Genomic DNA, 18,798 nt, shown 5'->3' on the forward strand with positions numbered 1-18,798 from the left:
CCGCGGAGGCGCCCCTCATGAATTCTCGGCCGACACCAGCCGAACACCCCTGCCCTGGCATCCGGCGTGAGAACGTGGAGTTCTCCTCCGGTGGACAGCGCTGCGCCGCCTGGCTCTACCGCCCCCCATCGCCCACTTCGGCGGCACTTCCGTGTGTCGTGCTGGCGCACGGCTGGAGCGGCGTGCGTGAACAACGACTCGACGCCTACGCCGAGCGGTTCGCGGCCGCGGGATTCGCGGTACTGGTATTCGACTACCGCTACTTCGGTGCCAGCGACGGAGAACCCCGGCAACTCCTCGACCTCGACAGTCAGCTCGTCGACTGGGCCGGCGCTCTCGACTACGTGCGCAGTCGTCCCGAGATCGACCCCGACCGCATCGCGATCTGGGGCACCTCGCTGGCCGGCGGTCTCGTCCTGACGACGGCCGCGCGGGATCACCGGGTGGCGGCCGTGGTGTCGCAGGTGCCGTACGTCGACGGGCTGACGAACCTTCGCAGGCTCGGCATCGCGGGGCTGGCCCGCATGTCGGTCGCCTACCTGCGGGATCGGCTCGCGCAGTTACGACGTCGGCCGCCGCACATGTTCCCCGTGGTCGGGCCGCCGGGGTCGTTCGCGGCCATCACCACCCCCGATGCGGAGGCGGGATATCGCGCCATGGACCCGCCCGGTTCGACGTGGCGCAACGAAACTCCCGGACGCGTCGCGCTGCAGGCGGCGCTCTACCGGCCGACGAGGGCGGTCGCGCAGATCGCCTGTCCGGTCTTCTTCGCCATCGCCGACAACGACGTCGTCACCTTCACGCGTAGCGCTCGGAAAGCCGCGGCCAAGACCCCGGATGCCGAGGTACGCGAGTACCCGGGCGGCCACTTCGACGTCTACTTCGGTGATCTCTTCGAGGAGGTGGTGGCCGACCAGATCGAATTCCTGATCCGCACTGTGGGCGAGCGCAGGCCGCCGACCGTCTCGAAGCTCCTCAGGCCCGGCCGAACACTGCCGGCCGTTTCTCCTGGAATGCCGCAACGCCTTCCGCGAAGTCGGGCGCGGCGAGCAGCACTTCCTGTCCCATGCGCTCGCGGGCACAGGCGCTGTCGAGTTCGGTCAGCGTGGCATCGTTGACGGCGTCTTTGGTGAGGTGGAAGGCCTGCGGTGGTCCGTCGGCGAGACGTCGGGTCAGGGCATCCACCGAGGCGGCGAACTCGTCGTCGGAATAGACGTCCGAGATCAAACCGGCGTCGAGGGCGTCCCTCGCCGGAAGACGTTCGGCCAGTAGGGCCATTCTCATGGCGCGGGCTCGGCCGATCGATGCGGCGACGAGGGCGGTGGCGCCTCCGTCCGGCATCAGACCCACCTTCGTGAATGCCAGCAGGAAGTAACTCGATTCGGTAGCAACAACGAGATCACAGGCCAGCGCGAGGGAGACACCGACGCCGGCTGCGGGACCGTTGACGGCGCCGATCACGGGACAGGGGAACGCCCGGACCGCGGCGACGACGCGATTGGCGGCGTCGATCGTGGCGGTCGACGGCGGGCCCGACACGTCGGTACTCGTCGTAAGGTCGGCGCCCGTGCAGAACGCCCGGCCGGCCCCAGTGAGTACCGCGACCCGCACCTCGGCGTCACCCGAGAACTTGTCCAACGCGTCCGCAACGGCGTCGAGTGTTTCGGTGGTGACGGCATTCATGCGGGAGGGCCGGTCGAGCGTGATGCGGAGGACGCCGTTGTCGACGGTCGCGTCCACACCGGGTAGGTCGGAAGTCATGAGGGTCCTTCGGTGTCGTGGGGGAGGAGTGACAGCGCGATTTTGCCTGCGGCCGAGCGGGTTTCGAGGGCGCGCAGGGCTTCGGCAGCGTGTTCGAACGCATAGATGGTGGGTTCGGTGATCTGCAGTGCACCGGATTCGAGCAGCGGTTCCAGGGCGGCCCACTGCCGCTTCGTGTAGCCGGGATCGGTGCGCACGTACTCGGCCCACCCGGCCCCGAGGACCGAAATGTTTCGGAGAAGAAGGCGATTGACCTTGACCGTGGGGATCTCGCCGCCGGTGAATCCGAGGACCACGAGTCGCCCGTTGGGCGCGAGGCTGCGCAGACTGTCGGTGAACCGGTCGCCGCCCACCGGGTCGAGGATGATGTCGACTCCGCGGCCGCCGGTGATTTCCCGGACACGGTCTTTCCACCCGTCGAGGAGGACGACGTGGTCGGCGCGGTGGGCCTTCGCGATGCCGGCCTTCTCCTCGGTGCTGACCACGGCGATCGTCTCGAGTCCCAGAGCAGCCGCCACCTGGAGTGCGGCCACCCCGACACCCCCGGCGGCGCCATGGACCAGAACCGTTTCGCCGGCGCGGAACCGCGCGCGCTCGTCCAGGGCGAAGTGCACGGTGAGGTAGTTCAGGAGAAAACCGGCGCCGGCTTCGAGCGACACCGAGTCGGGCAACGGAAACACGGAGTGGGGTTCCACGGCCACGGTCTGCTGCCACGCGCCGCCGGAGGCGAGTACCGCCACCCGCTGTCCGGCGTGAAAACCGCTGTCTTCCGGAGCGTCTCGTACCACTCCGGCGCCCTCGACACCGAGCACGCACGGAAGGTCGCGCACCACCTGGTAGCTGCCCGTGGTCTGCAACAGGTCGGGAAAGGCCACCCCGGCGGCGTGCATATCGACTACGACGAGACTGGACCCGTCGGGTTCGTCGATCTCGGCGAGCCGGACACCGCTCGGTCCGGATTGAGCAGTCAGTTGCTGGGCATACACGTGGTGATCTCCTCCGTCGGTCCCTGGACTATCCATACCAGACGCAACTTAACGTGCGCTAGGTAAAGCTGGCCATTGACCGTGTCTCGTCGCCGTGGTACTAACTTTAACGAGCGATCAGTAATCATGCGTGAGTCGAAGGGTGTGACGTGCCGGAAATGACGGAGACGACGGAGGCAGCCGCATTGTGGGAGCGGCGTGGAGGCATCGGCATCATCACGCTGAACCGCCCTAAGGCCCTCAACGCGGTGAACGGCGCATTGTCGACCGCGGTGGGTAATCTGCTCGAGCAGGCCGAGAACGACCCCGAGGTGCGCGTCGTCGTGATCACCGGGTCCGGTCGCGCGTTCTGCGCGGGCGCCGACCTGAAGGAACTCTCCGTAGGTAAGGCCATCTCCGCGGAGGGGCATCCGGAGTGGGGTTTCGCCGGATACGCGCAGCACTGGATCAGCAAGCCGACCATCGCCGCGGTCAACGGGTTCGCCCTGGGCGGCGGCACCGAACTGGTGCTCGCCAGCGACCTCGCGGTCGTCGATGAAGGGGCGGCCCTCGGGTTGCCTGAGGTCAAGCGAGGATTGTTCGCGGCCGCGGGCGGAGTGATCCGTCTGCAGCAGCAGATTCCGAAGAAGGTCGCGCTGGAGATCGCGCTCACCGGTGAGCCGATCACCGCGGCGCAGGGCAAGGAATTGGGTCTGGTCAACCGGGTCGCCCCGGCCGGCACCGCCCTCGACGTCGCGCTCGAACTCGCCGAGCAGATCGCCGCGAACGCGCCGCTGTCGGTGCGCGAATCGAAGGCGATGATCCACCGGACCGCCACCGAAGACGACTGGGGCGACCGGGCGTGGGAGGCGAACAACGCCGCGCTCGCCGTCGTGTTCTCCAGCGCGGACGCCAAGGAAGGGCCCACCGCGTTCGCCGAGAAACGCCAGCCGGTGTGGCAGGGCCGCTGAGGGGCCCTTCGGGCCTGTGAGTACTTCTTAACCGCGGGCGGTTAACAAGTACTCACGGCACAAGAACTCGGCCCGGTGTTCTGTCGACCCCGGACACCGGGCCGCAACCACTTTTTCTCCTCCTCGAAAGGGAACTCCTATGACCAACGCTGTCATCGTGGACGTCGTCCGCCTCGCCTCCGGTAAGGGCAAGCCGGGCGGCGCCCTGTCCGGCACCCACCCGGTCGAACTCCTCGCGCACGTGCTGCGCAGCCTCGTCGAGCGCAACGGCATCGACCCCGCGCAGGTCGACGACGTGATCGGCGGCTGCGTCGGTCAGGCCGGCGAGCAGGCTCTTAACATTTCGCGTACCGCGGTGCTGTCGGCCGGCTTCCCCGATTCGGTCCCGGCCACCACCATCGACCGCCAGTGCGGCTCGAGCCAGCAGGCGGCGCACTTCGCCGCGCAGGGCGTCATCGCCGGCGCCTACGACATCGTGATCGCCGCGGGTGTCGAGTCGATGTCCCGCGTGCCGATGGGCACGACGACCCTCGGGCAGGACGCGTCCGGCCCGGGCATCGCGGCCCGCTACCCCGAGGGCCTGGTCAACCAGGGCATCTCCGCCGAACTGATCGCCGCCAAGTGGAAGTTCGACCGCGACACCCTCGACGCCTACTCGGCCGAGTCGCATCGCCGCGCCGCCGACGCAGCCGCGAAGGGGCTGTTCGACAAGGAAATCCTGCCGATCGAGGTGACCAACGCGGCCGGTGAGACGGTGACGCACCTCGTCGACGAGACCGTGCGCGCCTCGACCACGGCGGAGGGGCTGTCCGGGCTGAAGTCGTCCTTCTACTCCGAGAAGTACGCGGCCCGGTTCCCCGAGGCGCAGTGGCACATCACCCCGGGTAACTCGTCCCCGCTGACCGACGGTGCGTCCGGTGCGCTGATCATGAGTGAAGAGATGGCCGCCAAGCTGGGCCTGACGCCGCGGGCGCGGTTCCACTCGTTCTCCGTTGCGGGCGATGACCCGGTGTTCATGCTCACCGCCCCGATCCCGGCGACGAAGAAGATTCTCGCGAAGTCGGGGCTGAGCATCGACGACATCGACGCCTACGAGGTCAACGAGGCCTTCGCGCCGGTGCCGCTGGCGTGGGCGCACGAGTTCGGTGCCGACCCGGCCAAGCTGAACCCGCGCGGCGGTGCCATCGCCCTCGGCCACGCGCTCGGCTCCTCGGGGACCCGCCTGCTCGGCACGCTGGTCAACCAGCTCGAGGCCACCGGCGGACGCTACGGCCTGCAGACGATGTGCGAGGGCGCGGGCATGGCCAACGCCACCATCATCGAACGCATCTGATCACCGTTTCCTCACAACCCCTGAATTTCGAAAGGCACAACATGATCGTCAACGACAGCGTTGCTCTCGTCACCGGCGGCGCCTCCGGCCTCGGCCTCGCTACCACCAAGGCCCTGCTCGCCGACGGCGCCAGCGTCGTCATCGTCGACCTGCCCTCCTCCAACGGTGAGACCGTCGCCAAGGAACTCGGCGACCGCGTCCGCTTCGCTGCGGGCGATGTCACCAGCGAGGCCGACGTGTCCGCTGCCCTCGACGTCGCGGAGTCCCTCGGCCCGCTGCGGGTGGCCGTCAACTGCGCCGGCATCGGCAACGCCATCAAGACCGTCAGCAAGAACGGCGCGTTTCCGCTGGCCGATTTCACCAAGATCGTCACCGTCAACCTGATCGGCACGTTCAACGTGATCCGGCTTGCTGCCGAGCGCATCTCGAAGAACGAGCCGATCGACGGCGAGCGCGGTGTCATCATAAACACCGCCTCCGTCGCCGCCTACGAGGGCCAGATCGGCCAGGCCGCGTACTCCGCCTCGAAGGGCGGCGTCGTCGGCATGACCCTGCCGATCGCCCGCGACCTCGCCTCGCTGCTGATCCGCGTCAACACCATCGCACCGGGCCTGTTCAAGACCCCGCTGCTCGGTTCCCTCCCCGAGGCCGCGCAGCAGTCCCTCGGCGGCCAGGTGCCGCACCCGTCGCGTCTGGGCGACCCGTCCGAGTACGGCGCACTGGCCGCGCACATCGTGTCCAACCCCATGCTCAACGGTGAGACCATCCGTCTCGACGGCGCCATCCGCATGGCACCGCGCTGATCGGCAACCCTGTGAACCTGCGCGAGAACGGGACAATCACCACGGAGTCGATGTTCGCCGACTGGCGGACCTTCGAGGCCCTGCCGCTGACGCCCATCCTCGAGCAGGCACTGGAGTTGTTCAACGAGAACGGTTACCACGGCACGACGGTGCGGCAAATCGCCCGTCGTGTCGGGGTGACCGTCCCCGCCCTGTACTACCACCACGAGAGCAAGGAAGCTGTTCTCGTGGCACTGTTCGAACTGCAGATGCGCGAACTCAACGACCGCGCCGAGGCAGCCGCCCGCGAGGCCGGCGACGATGTGGTCGCGCAATTCTCCAACGTCGTCGAGGCGATCGTCCTGTACATGACGAACCGGGTGCGGCACGTCGGCCTCGACACCGAGTTGCGGCACGTCTCCGTGGACAGCCGTAGTCGGTACGCGGCCACGCGAAAACGCCTCGAGCTCATGGTGATCGACGTGGTGTCCGAGGGTGTTGCCGTAGGTGCGTTCTCGGCCACCAACGTAGCGGAGACCGTGCGCGCTCTCCTCGGGATGTTCCAGTCGATTCCGCGGTGGTACCAGCTCGGTGGGGCACTGACCCCCGAGCAGGTCGCCGAGCGTTACGTCGACATCGCTCTCCACACCGTCGGCTACCGACCCGCCCACTGACCGTTTCTGAGGAGCCGTCCCATGCTTTCCACAGCGTTTACCGAAACCTTCGGCGTCCGCCATCCGATCGTTCAAGGCGGCATGCAGTGGGTCGGCCGCGCCGAACTCGTCGCCGCCGTCGCCAACGCCGGTGCGCTGGGCCTGCTCACCGCGCTGACCCAGCCCACTCCGGAGGACCTCGTCAAGGAGATCGCCCGCACCCGCGAGCTCACCGACCAGCCCTTCGGTGTGAACCTGACGATTCTGCCGGCGATCACGCCGCCGCCTTACGAGGAGTACCGGCAGGTCATCATCGAATCCGGAATCAAGATCGTCGAGACGGCCGGTTCCAACCCCGCCCCCCATCTACCCGACTTCCACGCCGCGGGCGTGAAGGTGCTGCACAAGTGCACCAGCGTGCGGCACGCGATCAAGGCCCAGGACACCGGCGTCGACGGCATCAGCATCGACGGCTTCGAATGTGCCGGCCACCCCGGTGAGGATGACATCCCCGGGCTGGTGCTCATCGCGGCCGCCGCGGAACAGATCACCATCCCGATGGTCGCGTCGGGCGGGTTCGCGGACGCGCGTGGATTGGTCGCGGCACTCGCCCTCGGCGCCGACGGAATCAACATGGGTACCCGCTTCATGTGCACCGCCGAATCCCCGATCCACCAGAACATCAAGGAAGCGATCGTCGCGGGCAAGGAGACCGATACCGAGTTGATCTTCCGGCCGCTGCGTAACACTGCGCGTGTCGCGAGCAATACCGTGAGCCGTGAGGTCGTGGAGATCCTCGATCGGGGCGGCAAGTTCGAGGACGTTCGTGAGCTGGTCGCCGGTGCCCGCGGGCGCACCGTGTTCGAGAACGGCGACACCGACGCGGGTATCTGGACCGTCGGCACCGTCCAGGGCATCATCCACGACATCCCCACTGCCGGTGAACTCGTCGAACGCATCGTCCGCGAGGCGGAGGCACTGATCGCGGAACGTCTCGCGGGCCTGTCGGTTTCCGTCGGCGTGTGACCGATTCCTAGGAGAGAGACCATGCAACGCACTATCTTCGAGAAGGATCACGAGACGTACCGGGAGACCGTGCGCGAGTTCCTCGCCCGGGAGATCGAGCCCCACTACGAACGGTGGGAGTCCGACAAGCTGATCGACCGATCGGCGTGGCTCGCGGCCGGCAAGTCCGGACTCGTCGGACTCGGTGCGCCGGAGGAGTTCGGCGGCGCCGGCGTCACCGACTACCGGTTCCGGTACGTCGTCGCCGAGGAAATCGCCCGCACGGCGACGACGTCATTCGGGTCGGGCCTGAGCGTGCACGACGACATCGTCATCCCGTACATCGTGAACCTCGGCACCGACGAGCAGAAGCAACGGTGGCTGCCCGGCATGGCGGCGGGTGAGCTGATCGGCGCGATCGCGATGACCGAGCCCGGCGCCGGCAGCGACCTGCAGGGCGTGAAGACCACCGCGGTGCGCGACGGCGACGAGTGGGTGATCAACGGCCAGAAGACGTTCATCACCAACGGCATTCATTCCGACCTCGTCATCGTCGTCGCCCGCACCGACCCGAACGCCGGTTCCAAGGGGTTCTCGCTCTTCGTCGTGGAGCGGGGCATGCCCGGCTTCGGTCGCGGTCGCAAGCTGCACAAGGTCGGCTTGGCCGGTCAGGATACGGCGGAGCTCGTGTTCGAGGACGTGCGGGTGCCCGCGACCAATCTGCTCGGCACTGAGGGGCGCGGATTCGTCCATCTCATGGAAAACCTGCCCCTCGAACGTATTTCGATCGCGGTCAACGCGATCGCCGCGGCGAAGGCGGCATACCAGTGGACCAGGGACTACGTGTTCGAGCGGAAGGCGTTCGGCAAGCCGATCGGCGATCTGCAGAACACCCGGTTCGCGCTGGCGGAGATGCTCACCGAGATCGAGGTGACCGAATCGCACATCGATCGGTGCGTACTCGCCCTGAACGCAGGCGAACTCACTGCCGTCGACGCGTCCAAGGGCAAGTGGTGGGCCAGTGAACTACAGAAGCGAGTGGTCGACCGCTGCGTCCAACTGCACGGCGGCTACGGCTACATGATGGAGTACCCCATCGGCCGCGCGTACGTCGACAGCCGTATCCAGACGATCTACGGCGGAACCACCGAGATCATGAAGGAAATCATCGGGCGCGATATCGCGTCACAGTAGGCGGCTCCGCCGCCTGTGCGCCTTTTTGGTAGCAGGAACAACCAGAAAGGCGCACGGGCGCGAAGCGCCTAGAGCAGGCGGGACTTCGCGTCGGCGTACTCCCGAGTGAGCCGCTCGACGACCTCGGCCGCCGGGACGACTGCGTCTACCGCGCCGATTCCCTGACCAGCACCCCAGATGTCGCGCCACGCCTTGGACTCCGACTTTTCGTTGGTACCGAAATCCATTGCGCCGGCATCCGACACCGGGAGGGCTGCGGGATCGTATCCGGCCGCCTCGACGCTGCCGCGCAGGTAATTTCCGTGCACGCCGGTGAAGAGGTTGGAGTAGACGATGTCGGAGGCGGTGGAGTCGACGATCATCTGCTTGTAGGCGGCGTCGGCGTTGGCCTCTTCGGTGGCGATGAAGGCGGACCCGATGTAGGCGAGGTCGGCGCCGGCGGCCTGTGCGGCGAGTACCGAACGTCCGTGGGCGATCGAGCCGGACAGCAACACGGGGCCGTCGAACCATTCGCGGATTTCCTGCAGCAACGCGAACGGTGACTGGGTGCCTGCGTGTCCGCCCGCACCCGCGGCGACGGCGATCAGGCCGTCGGCACCCTTCTCGACGGCCTTCTTCGCGAACCTGTTGTTGATGACGTCGTGCAGAACGATGCCGCCGTAGGAGTGGACGGCGTCGTTGACGTCGGTGCGGGCGCCGAGGGAGGTGATGACGATCGGGACCTCGAACTCGACGACGGTGGCGAGGTCCTCGTCGAGCCGGTCATTGCTTTTGTGGACGATCAGGTTCACCGCGAAGGGCGCGGACGGCGACTCCGGGTTGTTGGCGTCGTGCTTGGCGAGCTCTTCGGTGATGCGGGTGAGCCATTCGCGCAGTACCGGCTGCGGCCGGGCGTTGAGGGACGGGAAAGAGCCGACCACACCCGAGGTGCACTGGGCGATCACCAGGTCGGGACCGGACACGATGAACATCGGCGAGGCCACGACGGGCAGGCGCAACCGGTCTCGGAGAATGGTGGGCAGACTCATGAAAGCTCCTTGCTGTGCGGGTTTCTAGGACTGGGAGAGCTGGGCGGCCATCAGCGGAATGAGCGCTTGCAGACCTTTCACCGGACGGACCATCACCGTGAACGACGTGATCTGGTCGTTGTCATTCCAGTGCACTACGTCGACGCCGTGCACATGGACGCCGTCGAGTTCGGTGGCAAACTCGAGGACGGCGGAGTGGTCGGCGTACCATTCCTCGCGGTAGTGGAAGCCGGTGTCGGTGAACACCGTGAGTGCCGCGCGCAGGTATGCGAGGACCTTCGCTTTTCCTTCTTGCGGTGTGAACACGGCGGGGGAGGAGAACACCGCGTCTTCCGCGATCAGGGCGTCGAGGGCGCCCAGGTCGTGGTTGTCGACCACCTGGTGCCAGCGGGTGACGAGGCGCGGGGCCACTGGGAGTTCGGCGTTCATCCGGCCAGCATGACATGCCACCTGAACGAGCGCTAGAACGGACCCGTCACACGGGCTCGAGCAGTTCGGGTCCGTTGTTGCGCGGGGAGTTGACGGCGGTACTCACCTCGTACGGCTCGAGACGGGGCTCGGGAATCGACGCGATCAGGGCGTCGACCTGTTCGCGCTCGGTCAGGGTGGGGTCGAGCCAGTGTTCCTGGAAGCTCGGTGGCAGGACCACCGGTGAACGGTCGTGAATGTGGCCGAGGACGTCGGTGGCCTGGGTGGTGAGCACCGTGGTGGTCCAGAGCCACCTGTTCGGGTCGTCCTCCGGAAGGGAGGGGTCGGGCCACAGTTCGTAGAGGGCGGCCATCGCCAACACCCCGTCGCCGTGCAGGAAGTACGGAATCTTGGTGCCGTCGTCTCGCTTCAACCACTCGTAGTAACCGTCGGCGGGAATGATGCAACGCCGTCGGGCGGCGGCCTTCCGAAATGCGGGCTTCTCCGTGATCGACTCGGATCTGGCGTTGATGAGTTTGTTGCCGATCTTGACGTCCTTCGCCCACGGCGGCACCAGCCCCCACTTCGCCGTCCGGAGCTGACGGACGGGGTCGGCGTCGGGTTCTGCACGCGGCGGGCGTTCCAGCACGACCCGGACCTGCTGGGTTGGAGCGACGTTGTAGGACGGACCCAGCTCCTCACCGACGATCTCGGCGACCTCGAAGATGGACCGCAGTTCCTTGTCCGTGGTGGTGCTGGCGTACCGTCCGCACACTTTTCGGTCTCCTCGCTCGGGTTCTCGCCCCGGTCCGCGAGCCGCGATGAGTTTTCCTCGGCCCGGCAGTCTGTCTTTTCGAGGGAACGGAACACGCTCCCCGCCCGTCACCTTCTACCTTCGGAGATCGCCATGACCTCGACACCACATTCCACCGCAAAGACCGCCGGACCGCTCGGTTCTGCCGAGAACGCGGCACCGGTCGGGCGGAAGGCGAGGATCGCCGGACTGATCATCACCGGTCTGGTCACCGCATTTCTGCTTTTCGACGCGATCATCCACATCGCGAACATTCAGTCCGTCCGCGACGCGATGGCCGAACTCGGTTTCGACGAGAACATTGCCGTCGTGATCGGAATCGTGATGTTGGTGTGCCTCGTGCTGTACCTGGTTCCGGCGACGAGCATCCTCGGTGCCGTCCTCCTGACCGGATATCTCGGCGGCGCGGTGGCGACCAACATGCTCACCGAGCAACCGCTGTTCAGCACCATCCTGTTCCCCGTCTACGTCGGCATCTTCGTGTGGGGCGGGCTGTGGCTGCGCGACGCCGGGGTCCGCACGATCATGCCGATCCGGCGGTGAGAGGTCGGTAGGGTCGGAGTGCGTGGGAACGATCACGGCCGTGAGCCGGAGTGGCAGGCACGCGTTCAGCAAGTCGAACGAGAGCGCCGTCCACCTGCTCGCCGGACTCGGTGTGGACGGTGACGCTCACCAGGGCGTCACCGTCCGACACCGTTACCGGATGCGGCGTGATCCCACGCAGCCGAATCTGCGGCAGGTGCACCTCATGCACGCCGAGTTTCTCGACGAGTTGAACTCCCTCGGCTTCGAGGTCCAGGCCGGTCAGCTGGGCGAGAACATCACCACCCGCGGTATCGACCTGCTCGCGTTGCCGACAGGAACTCGTCTTCACCTGGGCGCGCGGGCGGTGGTGGAGGTGACGGGTCTGAGGAATCCGTGCAAGCAGATCGAGGCGTTCCGCGCAGGTCTCCTGTCGCACACGGTGGACCGGGACGTGAACGGCACGATTGTCCGCAAGTCGGGCATCATGTCGATCGTCCTCGAAGGCGGCGACGTCCGGCCCGGTGACGCTGTTTCCCTCGAGTTACCGCCGGAGCCGCACCGGCCACTCGTGCCCGTGTGACCTAGAGCGTCGCCGGACATTCTGCAGGGCGCCTGTCACGGCGTAGGCGACCCCGGCTGCGGACAGAACCCAGGGCGCCGCGACGATGAACGGGTCCATCCACTGGTGGTTCAGGTCGACGCGTTTCTTCCCGAGTCGGGACGACACACCGTGATGGGACAACTCGCTGCGAATACCCGTCTGGGTGATGGGATTGTCGGGGTGCAAACTCACGAACGAGGCCAGATGGCTCTCCACCGCATCGACCCGGTCGGCGGCCAGCAGGATGAGCCAGTGCGCGGACCGGCCCTCGCTGTATCGGAACGCGAATTTCCGCATGGCGCCGGAGAGGCCCTTGGGAGGACACGAGGTGCCGAATACGGGTGTCAGGAATTGGTGTTCGATCGACCGCTCACGCGGCCACTTCTCCTCCTGGCACTCCGGGAAATCCCAGTGGGCGCCCGTCGCGCCGGGGTCGAAACGCTCCTTCGGTACCGCGGGCCGGTCCTTGGGGTCGAGGTCCACACCCCATCCCGGAATGCGCGCGCGCAGTTCGTCGCTCGTCAGGGCAGTCTTCGGTGTGTCGGCTGTGTACGCCATGATGTTGTCCTCCTCCTCGATCAGCCGGCGTTCGGCACGATGACCGGTTTGATGCAGTTGTCGAGCTTCGCCGAGAAGATGTGGTAGGCGTCGGCAATATGCTCCAGCGGGATGCGATGCGTCACAATGTCATTGGGCTTCAGATAACCGTTGCGAATGTGCTCGAACAGGCGGGGCCACTGGCGCTTCACCGGGCACTGGTTTATGCGAAGCGTCAGCCCCTTGTTCATGGCATCACCGAACTTGACGGCACTGAACATCGGACCGTAGGCGCCCATCACAGAAATCGTCCCGCCCTTCCTGACGGAATCGATCGCCCAGTTGAGGGCAATCGGGGAACCGCCCTGCAGCTTGAACTTGGCGGCCGTGACGTGTTGAACGAAGTTGCCGTCGGCCTCGGCGCCGACGGCGTCGATGGCCACATCGGCCCCGAGATGGTCGGTGATCTTCTTCATGTGGACAACGATGTCGGCGTAGTCGGCGAAGTTGTAGGTCTCGGCGTGTGCAAACGTGCGAGCCTTCTCCAGCCGGTACTCGAGGTGATCGATCACGATCACTCGCCCGGCACCCATGAGCCAGGACGACTTGGCTGCGTACAGCCCGACCGGCCCGGCGCCGAATACCACCACGGTGTCGCCTTCGACGATGTCGCCGAGCTGTGCACCGAAGTAGCCGGTGGCGAGCGCGTCGGTGAGCAGTAGTGCGTCCTCGTCGTCCATCCATTCGGGAATTCTGGCGGGACCCACATCGGCGAACGGCACACGCACGAACTCCGCCTGCCCACCGTCGTAACCACCGCACGTGTGGGAATACCCGTAAATGCCGCCCACGGCGGTGGCGTTCGGGTTCACGTTGTGACAGTTCGAGTAGAGGCCGCGTGCGCAGAAGTAACACGAGCCGCAGTACACGTTGAAGGGGACCATCACCCGATCCCCGCGCTGCAGGTTCTGTACAGACGCCCCGACATCCTCGACGACGCCGATGAACTCGTGGCCGAACGTCATGCCGACCCGGGTGTCGGGCATCATGCCGTGGTACAGATGTAGGTCCGACCCGCAGATCGCCGCCAAGGTTACCCGCACGATTGCGTCGTTCGGGTGCTCGATGCGTGGAATTTCCTTCTCTTCGACGCGGACCTTGTACGGCCCCCGATACACCATCGCTCTCATCTACGCCTCCTCATTCGCGCCCGATAGCCTTGGAGGGGCCCCGGTCGCGGGAGCAAGTACCCGCGACGGCCCAAACAAAACAGACGGGCGCGGCGGGGCGGCCCAGCGTTCACGGCGGATGAATGGATGTGAACAACATGTTTCTTCCAAAGTCAAGGGTTGACGAAAGTCTTGTGCGTGAGATTACATCTTAGCGGTAAGCCTTTGAGGGCTTAAGTAAATGCCTCGACACAACCCTGAGGATGCTCATGACGACGGTATCGCCCGCCATGGCTGCCACAGCTGAGATGATCAGCGCCCGACTCGAACGCCTGCCCATGAGCAGGTGGCACATCAAGGCGCGCGTCATCGTCGGAGCCGTCACGTTCTTCGATGGCTTCGACCAGCTGATGATCGCCTACTCGCTTCCCGTTCTCACTCCCAAGTGGAACCTCACTCCGTCCTCGATCGCCTGGGTCATCGCGATCGGCGGTATCGGCATGCTGGTCGGCGCACTCGCCGGCGGCTGGTTCGCCGACCGCGTCGGACGCCTCAACGTCATCATCGCCTCACTCGCCCTGTATGCGGTCATGAGTCTCGGAATGGCGTTCACCGACAGCCTGATGCTCTTCCTCGTCTTCCGATTTGTGCAGGGTATCGGCCTCGGCGCCGAGGTCCCGGTGGCCGCAAGCTACATCGGCGAGATCACCAAGGCCCACAAACGAGGACGCTTCGTTCTCCTCTACGAGGTCATCTTCCCCGTGGGCCTCGTCATGTCGGCCGTCGTGTCGGCCTGGGTGGTGCCGAACTTCGGCTACAAGATCCTGTTCGCCCTCGGCGCGCTGCCCATCCTTTTGCTGCCGCTGCTGTGGAAACTCCCCGAATCGCCGCGCTGGCTGGCCTCCCGCGGACGCTTCGAAGACGCGAACAAGGCGATGACGCAGATCGAACGTGAGATCACCGACAAGTACGGCAAGACTCTGCCTACCCCGCAACCGCTGCCCGCAGTCGCGGTCGACGTCCGCCGCGGCCGGTTCATCGAAGCCTTCCAGGGCGTCTACCTGCGCCGCACGCTGATGCTCGCCGCGATCTGGGGATGCGCCTACTTCGTCAACTACGGCATCGCCTCCTGGCTGCCGTCGCTCTACCACTCCGCATTCGACGTCAGCGTCGACACGGCGCTGCACTACAGCATCGTCACCAGCGTCGCCGGTCTGCTCGGCTGTGTCCTTGTCGCGTTCCTCATCGACAACCTCGGACGCCGCATCTGCATCACCGCATCGATGGTCCTGTGCTCGTCGCTGCTGTTCCTGCTGGCCGCGACCGGTGCGGACACCGCAACCAAGGTGCTGTTCTGGTCCGCCGGATCGGCCCTGTTCGTTTTCGCCGTCAACATGGCGCTGTACGTCTACACCGCCGAGCTGTATCCCACCCGAATGCGGGCCATCGGCTGCGCCATCGGCGGCGCGAGTGGTCGCCTCGGCATCATCGTCGGACCGCTGGTCGTCGGCGCCATCCTCGGCGGCGGCGGCACCCTCCCCATGGTGTTCGGAATGTTCGCGGTCGTCGCCCTGATCGGTGCCCTCGTGGTCGGCTTCTTCGCCGTCGAAACCCGCGAGAAGACCCTCGAGGAGATCTCACAGTGACCGCACTCGACTTCCGTGAAGCGACGCTACCGTTCGCTCCGATCGCCGATCGCATCTTCGTCGCCGGAACCTGGCGGCAGGGGACCGGACCGGCCTTCGAGGTCACCGACCCCTCCACCGGCGAGGTCCTGCAGGTGGTGCACCAGGCCACGACCACCGACGTCGACGAGGCGGTCCGTCGGGGTCGCGCCGCCGCCGAGGATCCGGCCTGGCGCAGCCTGCTGCCGCATCAGCGGGCGAAGTTCCTGCACCGCATCGCCGACGGGATCGAGGCGAACACGTCCCGGCTGGCACTGTTGCAGAGCTACAACACCGGCAAGACCGTCGCGGAAACCACTGCGCTGGTAGGCAGTGCCGCGGGTACGTTCCGGTACTTCGCTGCGGTCCTCGAGACCGCCGACGAAGACCTGACCACGCCGCGCGGCAACTACCTCACGATGAGCGTCCACGAACCCATCGGCGTGATCGGCGCCATCGCACCCTGGAACTCGCCGGTGGCCAGCGACGCCCAGAAGATCGCGCCCGCCCTCGCCGCGGGCAACGCCATCGTCCTCAAGCCCGCCGAGTGGACACCGCTGGTGTCGCTGGAACTGGCTCGAATTCTCGACGACAGCGGTCTGCCCGCCGGACTGCTGTCGGTGCTCCCGGGCAAGGGCTCGGTGGTCGGTGACGCGATCGTCCACCACCCCGGTGTCGGGAAAGTGACGTTCACCGGCGGCACCAACACCGGCCGCGCCATCGCCCATGCCGCGGCCGAGAAGTTGATGCCCGTCTCGCTCGAGCTGGGCGGTAAGTCGCCGACCATCGTGCTGGACGACGCCGACATCGACGCGGCCGTCAACGGCGTGATGTACGGAATCTTCTCGTCCACTGGGCAGAGCTGCATCGCCGGATCCCGGTTGTTCGTCGACCGCCGCATCTACGAGGAGTTCCTCGACAAACTGGTGACCAAGACGCAGCGACTGCGACTCGGTCCCGGCCGCGACCCGGACACCCAGGTGGGGCCGATGGTGCACCGCAAGCACCGCGACAGCGTCGCCGCATACGTCGACCTCGCTCGCGAAGAGGGCGGACGGGTGCTGTGCGGCGGGGCGATCCCCGACGAGGAACGGCTCCGCGACGGCGCGTACTACCTGCCGACGATCATCGACGGGCTCCCCAACACGTCACGCACGTGCCAGGAGGAGATCTTCGGGCCGGTGCTGGTGGTTCTGCCGTTCGACGGTGAGGCCGATCTCGTGGCGCAGGCCAATGATTCGGTGTTCGGGTTGGCGTCGGGAATTTGGACGGGCGACTACCGCCGCGCCTGGAAACTCGCCCGCCGACTGCAAGCCGGGACGGTGTGGATCAACACCTACAAACAGTTCAGCATCTCCACGCCGTTCGGCGGCGTCAAGGAAAGCGGGCTGGGAGTCGAGAAGGGGCGCAGCGGTATCGCCGCCTACTCGCGGCAGAAGAGCATCTACTGGGGCCTCGACGAAGAACCCAACCCGTGGGCAAACTGAGCGACCCGCTCGTGGGCAAACTGAGCGACCCGCTCGTGGGCAAACTGAGCGACCCGCTCGTGGGCTGATTGAGCGACCCGCTCGTAGATAGGGCGTACAGAAAAATCTCCCCCCTCAGCTCTGTACGCGCTAATACTTTAGCGCTAAGATATTGAGACCTAAGCAACTGGAGGCACGCGATGAATCAACCCATAGCCCGGCTGCGGTGCCTGCGCTCCGTGGAGCTGCGGACGCAGGCCAGCACGGAATCCACCGAGTTCTATTCGGAGGTCTGGGGCCTTCGCGTTGTCGATCAGGGCGCGACCGGCGCCTGGCTGCGGGGAACCGGTGAGCACCACCACGCGCTGCAGCTCACCCAGGCCGAGCGGAACGGCCTCGGCCGCATCACCTTCGCAGTCGCCACACCCGCAGAGGTCGACGAGGCCGCCCGCCGGCTCGAGTCCTGGGGAGTGCCGATCGTCAGCGGGCCGGGCCCCGTCGACGACCTCGGTGGTGGATACGGTGTGAGCCTCGTCGACCCCGAGGGGCGGGTCGTCGAACTGCTCGCCGATGCGCTGGCGGTCCCGAAGCTCGGCCGGGAGGACGCCGTCCCGGTGGGCGTCACCCACGTAGTCCTCAACACCGTCGACATCGATGCCGCGGTGAAGTTCTACTGTGACGTCCTGGGCATGCGGGTCTCCGACTGGTCCGAGCACCAGATGGCGTTCCTTCGCTGCAACACCGACCATCACAGCATCGCGTTCAATCAAGCCGAGTGGACGTCGGTGAATCACGTCGCCTACGAGATGCCCACCGTCGACCACTTCATGCGCGGCATCGGGCGGCTCCGGCACCATGGCACCGTGCCGCTGTGGGGTCCCGGCAAGCATGGCCCCGGCGACAACACCTTCTCGTACTTCGCCGACCCGGCGGGCCTGGTGTGCGAATACACCTCCGGCATCGCGCAGGTCGACGAGGACCGGTGGCTCTGCAAGGTGTGGCGACGGGTGCCGGAACTCTCCGACCTGTGGGGCACCGCGGGCCCGCCGTCCAAGCAGGTCCGCGACCACATGGCCGGCATCCCCGACCCCGGCGCGTTCGAGCGGTTCGACCTCGGGCGGGCGTCGTGACGCACGTCGTCGAATCCGGTTCCGGCCCCGCACTGCTGATGCTGCACGGCATCGGTGGCAGTGCAGACAGTTTCGCTCCGCAGTTCGACGAACTGTCGGACTCGCTGAGACTGCTCGCCTGGGACGCTCCCGGGTACGGCCGCAGTGAGGACCCGGGCCGTCCGTTCGACCTCGACGACTACGCCGACGCAGCGGCCGACGTGATCCGCGACCGCTGCGGTGACGCCGGAGCGCACGTCCTGGGCATGTCGTGGGGCGGGGTGATCGCGACCCGCTTGGCCCTGCGTCATCCCGACCTCGTGCGCAGCCTCCTGCTCGGCAGCTCGACCGTAGGTTCGGCGGCCGACGACGAGGCTGCCGGCCGGATGCGGACCCGGGCTGCAACGCTCGCTCAGCAAGGCGCCGAAGCCTTTGCGGCGGAACGTGCCCCACGCCTGTTGTCCGGAACGGCCGGCGCCGAACTGACAGCGAAGGCCACGGCGATCATGGCCGCGTCGATCCGGCTCCCCGGCTACGGGTACGCCGCCGACTCCATGGCAGCCACCGATCACACCACCGATCTCGCGAAGATCGACATCCCGACACTGGTCCTGAGTGGAGACGAGGACACCGTGACGGGAATTCCTGCGAGCCAGGTGCTGGCCGGCGGTATTCCGGGCGCCGTCTTCGTGACCGTCAGGGGCGCAGGACATCTCGCGAACCAGGAGCGACCGGACGCGTTCAACGCCTGGGTCGAATCCTTCATTTTCATCACCGAACGCCTACGCAACCACCTCTAGAGAAGGAGCACGA

General features: G+C 66.5%; 19 protein-coding genes and 1 pseudogene. 13 read left to right on the plus strand and 7 right to left on the minus strand.

Annotated elements, in window-relative coordinates:
- Positions 1-17: 17 nt before the first annotated feature.
- Positions 18-875, plus strand: a pseudogene (locus tag ACH49N_RS08210) (alpha/beta hydrolase); the annotation flags it as partial.
- A gap of 100 nt (positions 876-975) precedes the next feature.
- On the opposite strand, the gene ACH49N_RS08215 reads toward ACH49N_RS08210, so the two are convergent.
- A complete protein-coding gene (locus ACH49N_RS08215; RefSeq protein ID WP_358271872.1) occupies positions 976-1,761 on the minus strand; it encodes an enoyl-CoA hydratase in 786 nt (261 codons plus the stop codon).
- Complete coding sequence (locus tag ACH49N_RS08220) at positions 1,758-2,747, minus strand: NADPH:quinone oxidoreductase family protein (RefSeq protein ID WP_358271870.1); 990 nt, start codon at positions 2,745-2,747, stop codon at positions 1,758-1,760. Before ACH49N_RS08220 ends, ACH49N_RS08215 begins: the two co-directional genes overlap by 4 nt.
- 149 nt (positions 2,748-2,896) lie before the next feature.
- Between ACH49N_RS08220 and ACH49N_RS08225 the strand changes: the two genes are divergently transcribed.
- The 6 genes from ACH49N_RS08225 (at position 2,897) to ACH49N_RS08250 (ending at position 8,664) form a co-directional block, all read left to right on the plus strand.
- Positions 2,897-3,697: a crotonase/enoyl-CoA hydratase family protein gene (locus ACH49N_RS08225; RefSeq protein WP_250766013.1), complete on the plus strand. Its 801-nt coding sequence runs from the start codon at positions 2,897-2,899 to the stop codon at positions 3,695-3,697.
- A 139-nt stretch (positions 3,698-3,836) separates the two neighbouring features.
- A complete protein-coding gene (locus ACH49N_RS08230; RefSeq protein WP_358271868.1) occupies positions 3,837-5,030 on the plus strand; it encodes an acetyl-CoA C-acyltransferase in 1,194 nt (397 codons plus the stop codon).
- 41 nt (positions 5,031-5,071) lie between these two features.
- Positions 5,072-5,833, plus strand: coding sequence for a 3-hydroxyacyl-CoA dehydrogenase (locus ACH49N_RS08235; RefSeq protein WP_159918694.1), 762 nt, complete (start codon positions 5,072-5,074; stop codon positions 5,831-5,833).
- A gap of 50 nt (positions 5,834-5,883) precedes the next feature.
- Positions 5,884-6,486 carry a TetR/AcrR family transcriptional regulator gene (locus ACH49N_RS08240; RefSeq protein ID WP_159926775.1) on the plus strand — a complete coding sequence of 201 codons (603 nt, stop codon included), beginning with the start codon at positions 5,884-5,886 and terminating at the stop codon, positions 6,484-6,486.
- Between the two features lie 21 nt (positions 6,487-6,507).
- Positions 6,508-7,491: a nitronate monooxygenase gene (locus tag ACH49N_RS08245; RefSeq protein ID WP_358271864.1), complete on the plus strand. Its 984-nt coding sequence runs from the start codon at positions 6,508-6,510 to the stop codon at positions 7,489-7,491.
- Positions 7,492-7,512: 21 nt separating this feature from the next.
- Positions 7,513-8,664: an acyl-CoA dehydrogenase family protein gene (locus ACH49N_RS08250; RefSeq protein WP_358271862.1), complete on the plus strand. Its 1,152-nt coding sequence runs from the start codon at positions 7,513-7,515 to the stop codon at positions 8,662-8,664.
- 68 nt (positions 8,665-8,732) lie between these two features.
- Here the strand turns inward: ACH49N_RS08250 and ACH49N_RS08255 are convergent, their stop codons facing one another.
- From ACH49N_RS08255 to ACH49N_RS08265, 3 genes are read right to left on the minus strand one after another with little or no spacing between them, the layout of a single operon-like run.
- The gene (locus tag ACH49N_RS08255) at positions 8,733-9,692 is read right to left on the minus strand and encodes a nitronate monooxygenase family protein (RefSeq protein ID WP_358271860.1); all 960 of its coding nucleotides are present in this window, start codon (positions 9,690-9,692) and stop codon (positions 8,733-8,735) included.
- A 24-nt stretch (positions 9,693-9,716) separates the two neighbouring features.
- Entirely contained in the window at positions 9,717-10,121 is a 405-nt protein-coding gene (locus ACH49N_RS08260) for a nuclear transport factor 2 family protein (protein ID WP_358271858.1), read from the minus strand.
- A gap of 46 nt (positions 10,122-10,167) precedes the next feature.
- Positions 10,168-10,875, minus strand: coding sequence for an SOS response-associated peptidase (locus ACH49N_RS08265; RefSeq protein WP_358271856.1), 708 nt, complete (start codon positions 10,873-10,875; stop codon positions 10,168-10,170).
- Positions 10,876-11,007: 132 nt separating this feature from the next.
- On the opposite strand from ACH49N_RS08265, the gene ACH49N_RS08270 reads away from it, so the two are divergent.
- Entirely contained in the window at positions 11,008-11,457 is a 450-nt protein-coding gene (locus tag ACH49N_RS08270) for a DoxX family protein (RefSeq protein ID WP_208962998.1), read from the plus strand.
- Between the two features lie 22 nt (positions 11,458-11,479).
- Positions 11,480-12,019 (plus strand): MOSC domain-containing protein, encoded by a 540-nt coding sequence (locus ACH49N_RS08275; RefSeq protein ID WP_358271854.1) that lies wholly within the window; start codon positions 11,480-11,482, stop codon positions 12,017-12,019.
- Here ACH49N_RS08275 and ACH49N_RS08280 read toward each other — a convergent pair.
- Positions 11,981-12,598, minus strand: coding sequence for a hypothetical protein (locus tag ACH49N_RS08280; protein WP_358271852.1), 618 nt, complete (start codon positions 12,596-12,598; stop codon positions 11,981-11,983). The genes ACH49N_RS08275 and ACH49N_RS08280 overlap by 39 nt on opposite strands.
- A gap of 20 nt (positions 12,599-12,618) precedes the next feature.
- On the minus strand, positions 12,619-13,767 hold the full coding sequence (locus tag ACH49N_RS08285; RefSeq protein ID WP_358271850.1) for a zinc-dependent alcohol dehydrogenase: 1,149 nt from the start codon (positions 13,765-13,767) through the stop codon (positions 12,619-12,621).
- Positions 13,768-14,009: 242 nt separating this feature from the next.
- On the opposite strand from ACH49N_RS08285, the gene ACH49N_RS08290 reads away from it, so the two are divergent.
- From ACH49N_RS08290 to ACH49N_RS08305, 4 genes are all read left to right on the plus strand, one after another.
- Positions 14,010-15,392, plus strand: coding sequence for an MFS transporter (locus ACH49N_RS08290; protein WP_358271848.1), 1,383 nt, complete (start codon positions 14,010-14,012; stop codon positions 15,390-15,392).
- Complete coding sequence (locus ACH49N_RS08295; RefSeq protein WP_358271846.1) at positions 15,389-16,897, plus strand: aldehyde dehydrogenase; 1,509 nt, start codon at positions 15,389-15,391, stop codon at positions 16,895-16,897. The genes ACH49N_RS08290 and ACH49N_RS08295 overlap by 4 nt, the downstream gene beginning before the upstream one ends.
- Positions 16,898-17,076: 179 nt before the next feature.
- Complete coding sequence (locus ACH49N_RS08300; RefSeq protein ID WP_109325875.1) at positions 17,077-18,006, plus strand: VOC family protein; 930 nt, start codon at positions 17,077-17,079, stop codon at positions 18,004-18,006.
- Positions 18,003-18,785: an alpha/beta fold hydrolase gene (locus ACH49N_RS08305; RefSeq protein WP_358271844.1), complete on the plus strand. Its 783-nt coding sequence runs from the start codon at positions 18,003-18,005 to the stop codon at positions 18,783-18,785. The genes ACH49N_RS08300 and ACH49N_RS08305 overlap by 4 nt, the downstream gene beginning before the upstream one ends.
- Positions 18,786-18,798: the final 13 nt, after the last annotated feature.

This window comes from Rhodococcus sp. NPDC019647 (assembly GCF_044389235.1).
Classification (GTDB): Bacteria; Actinomycetota; Actinomycetes; order Mycobacteriales; family Mycobacteriaceae; genus Rhodococcus_F; species Rhodococcus_F oxybenzonivorans.

Bases quoted from the DNA above. Each gene is read 5' to 3' on its own strand.
- ACH49N_RS08215 (WP_358271872.1), bottom strand. From the start codon at position 1,761: ATGACTTCCGACCTACCCGGTGTGGACGCGACCGTCGACAACGGCGTC.
- ACH49N_RS08230 (WP_358271868.1), top strand. From the start codon at position 3,837: ATGACCAACGCTGTCATCGTGGACGTCGTCCGCCTCGCCTCCGGTAAG.
- ACH49N_RS08235 (WP_159918694.1), top strand. From the start codon at position 5,072: ATGATCGTCAACGACAGCGTTGCTCTCGTCACCGGCGGCGCCTCCGGC.
- ACH49N_RS08240 (WP_159926775.1), top strand. From the start codon at position 5,884: ATGTTCGCCGACTGGCGGACCTTCGAGGCCCTGCCGCTGACGCCCATC.
- ACH49N_RS08245 (WP_358271864.1), top strand. From the start codon at position 6,508: ATGCTTTCCACAGCGTTTACCGAAACCTTCGGCGTCCGCCATCCGATC.
- ACH49N_RS08250 (WP_358271862.1), top strand. From the start codon at position 7,513: ATGCAACGCACTATCTTCGAGAAGGATCACGAGACGTACCGGGAGACC.
- ACH49N_RS08255 (WP_358271860.1), bottom strand. From the start codon at position 9,692: ATGAGTCTGCCCACCATTCTCCGAGACCGGTTGCGCCTGCCCGTCGTG.
- ACH49N_RS08260 (WP_358271858.1), bottom strand. From the start codon at position 10,121: ATGAACGCCGAACTCCCAGTGGCCCCGCGCCTCGTCACCCGCTGGCAC.
- ACH49N_RS08270 (WP_208962998.1), top strand. From the start codon at position 11,008: ATGACCTCGACACCACATTCCACCGCAAAGACCGCCGGACCGCTCGGT.
- ACH49N_RS08280 (WP_358271852.1), bottom strand. From the start codon at position 12,598: ATGGCGTACACAGCCGACACACCGAAGACTGCCCTGACGAGCGACGAA.
- ACH49N_RS08285 (WP_358271850.1), bottom strand. From the start codon at position 13,767: ATGAGAGCGATGGTGTATCGGGGGCCGTACAAGGTCCGCGTCGAAGAG.
- ACH49N_RS08290 (WP_358271848.1), top strand. From the start codon at position 14,010: ATGCTCATGACGACGGTATCGCCCGCCATGGCTGCCACAGCTGAGATG.
- ACH49N_RS08300 (WP_109325875.1), top strand. From the start codon at position 17,077: ATGAATCAACCCATAGCCCGGCTGCGGTGCCTGCGCTCCGTGGAGCTG.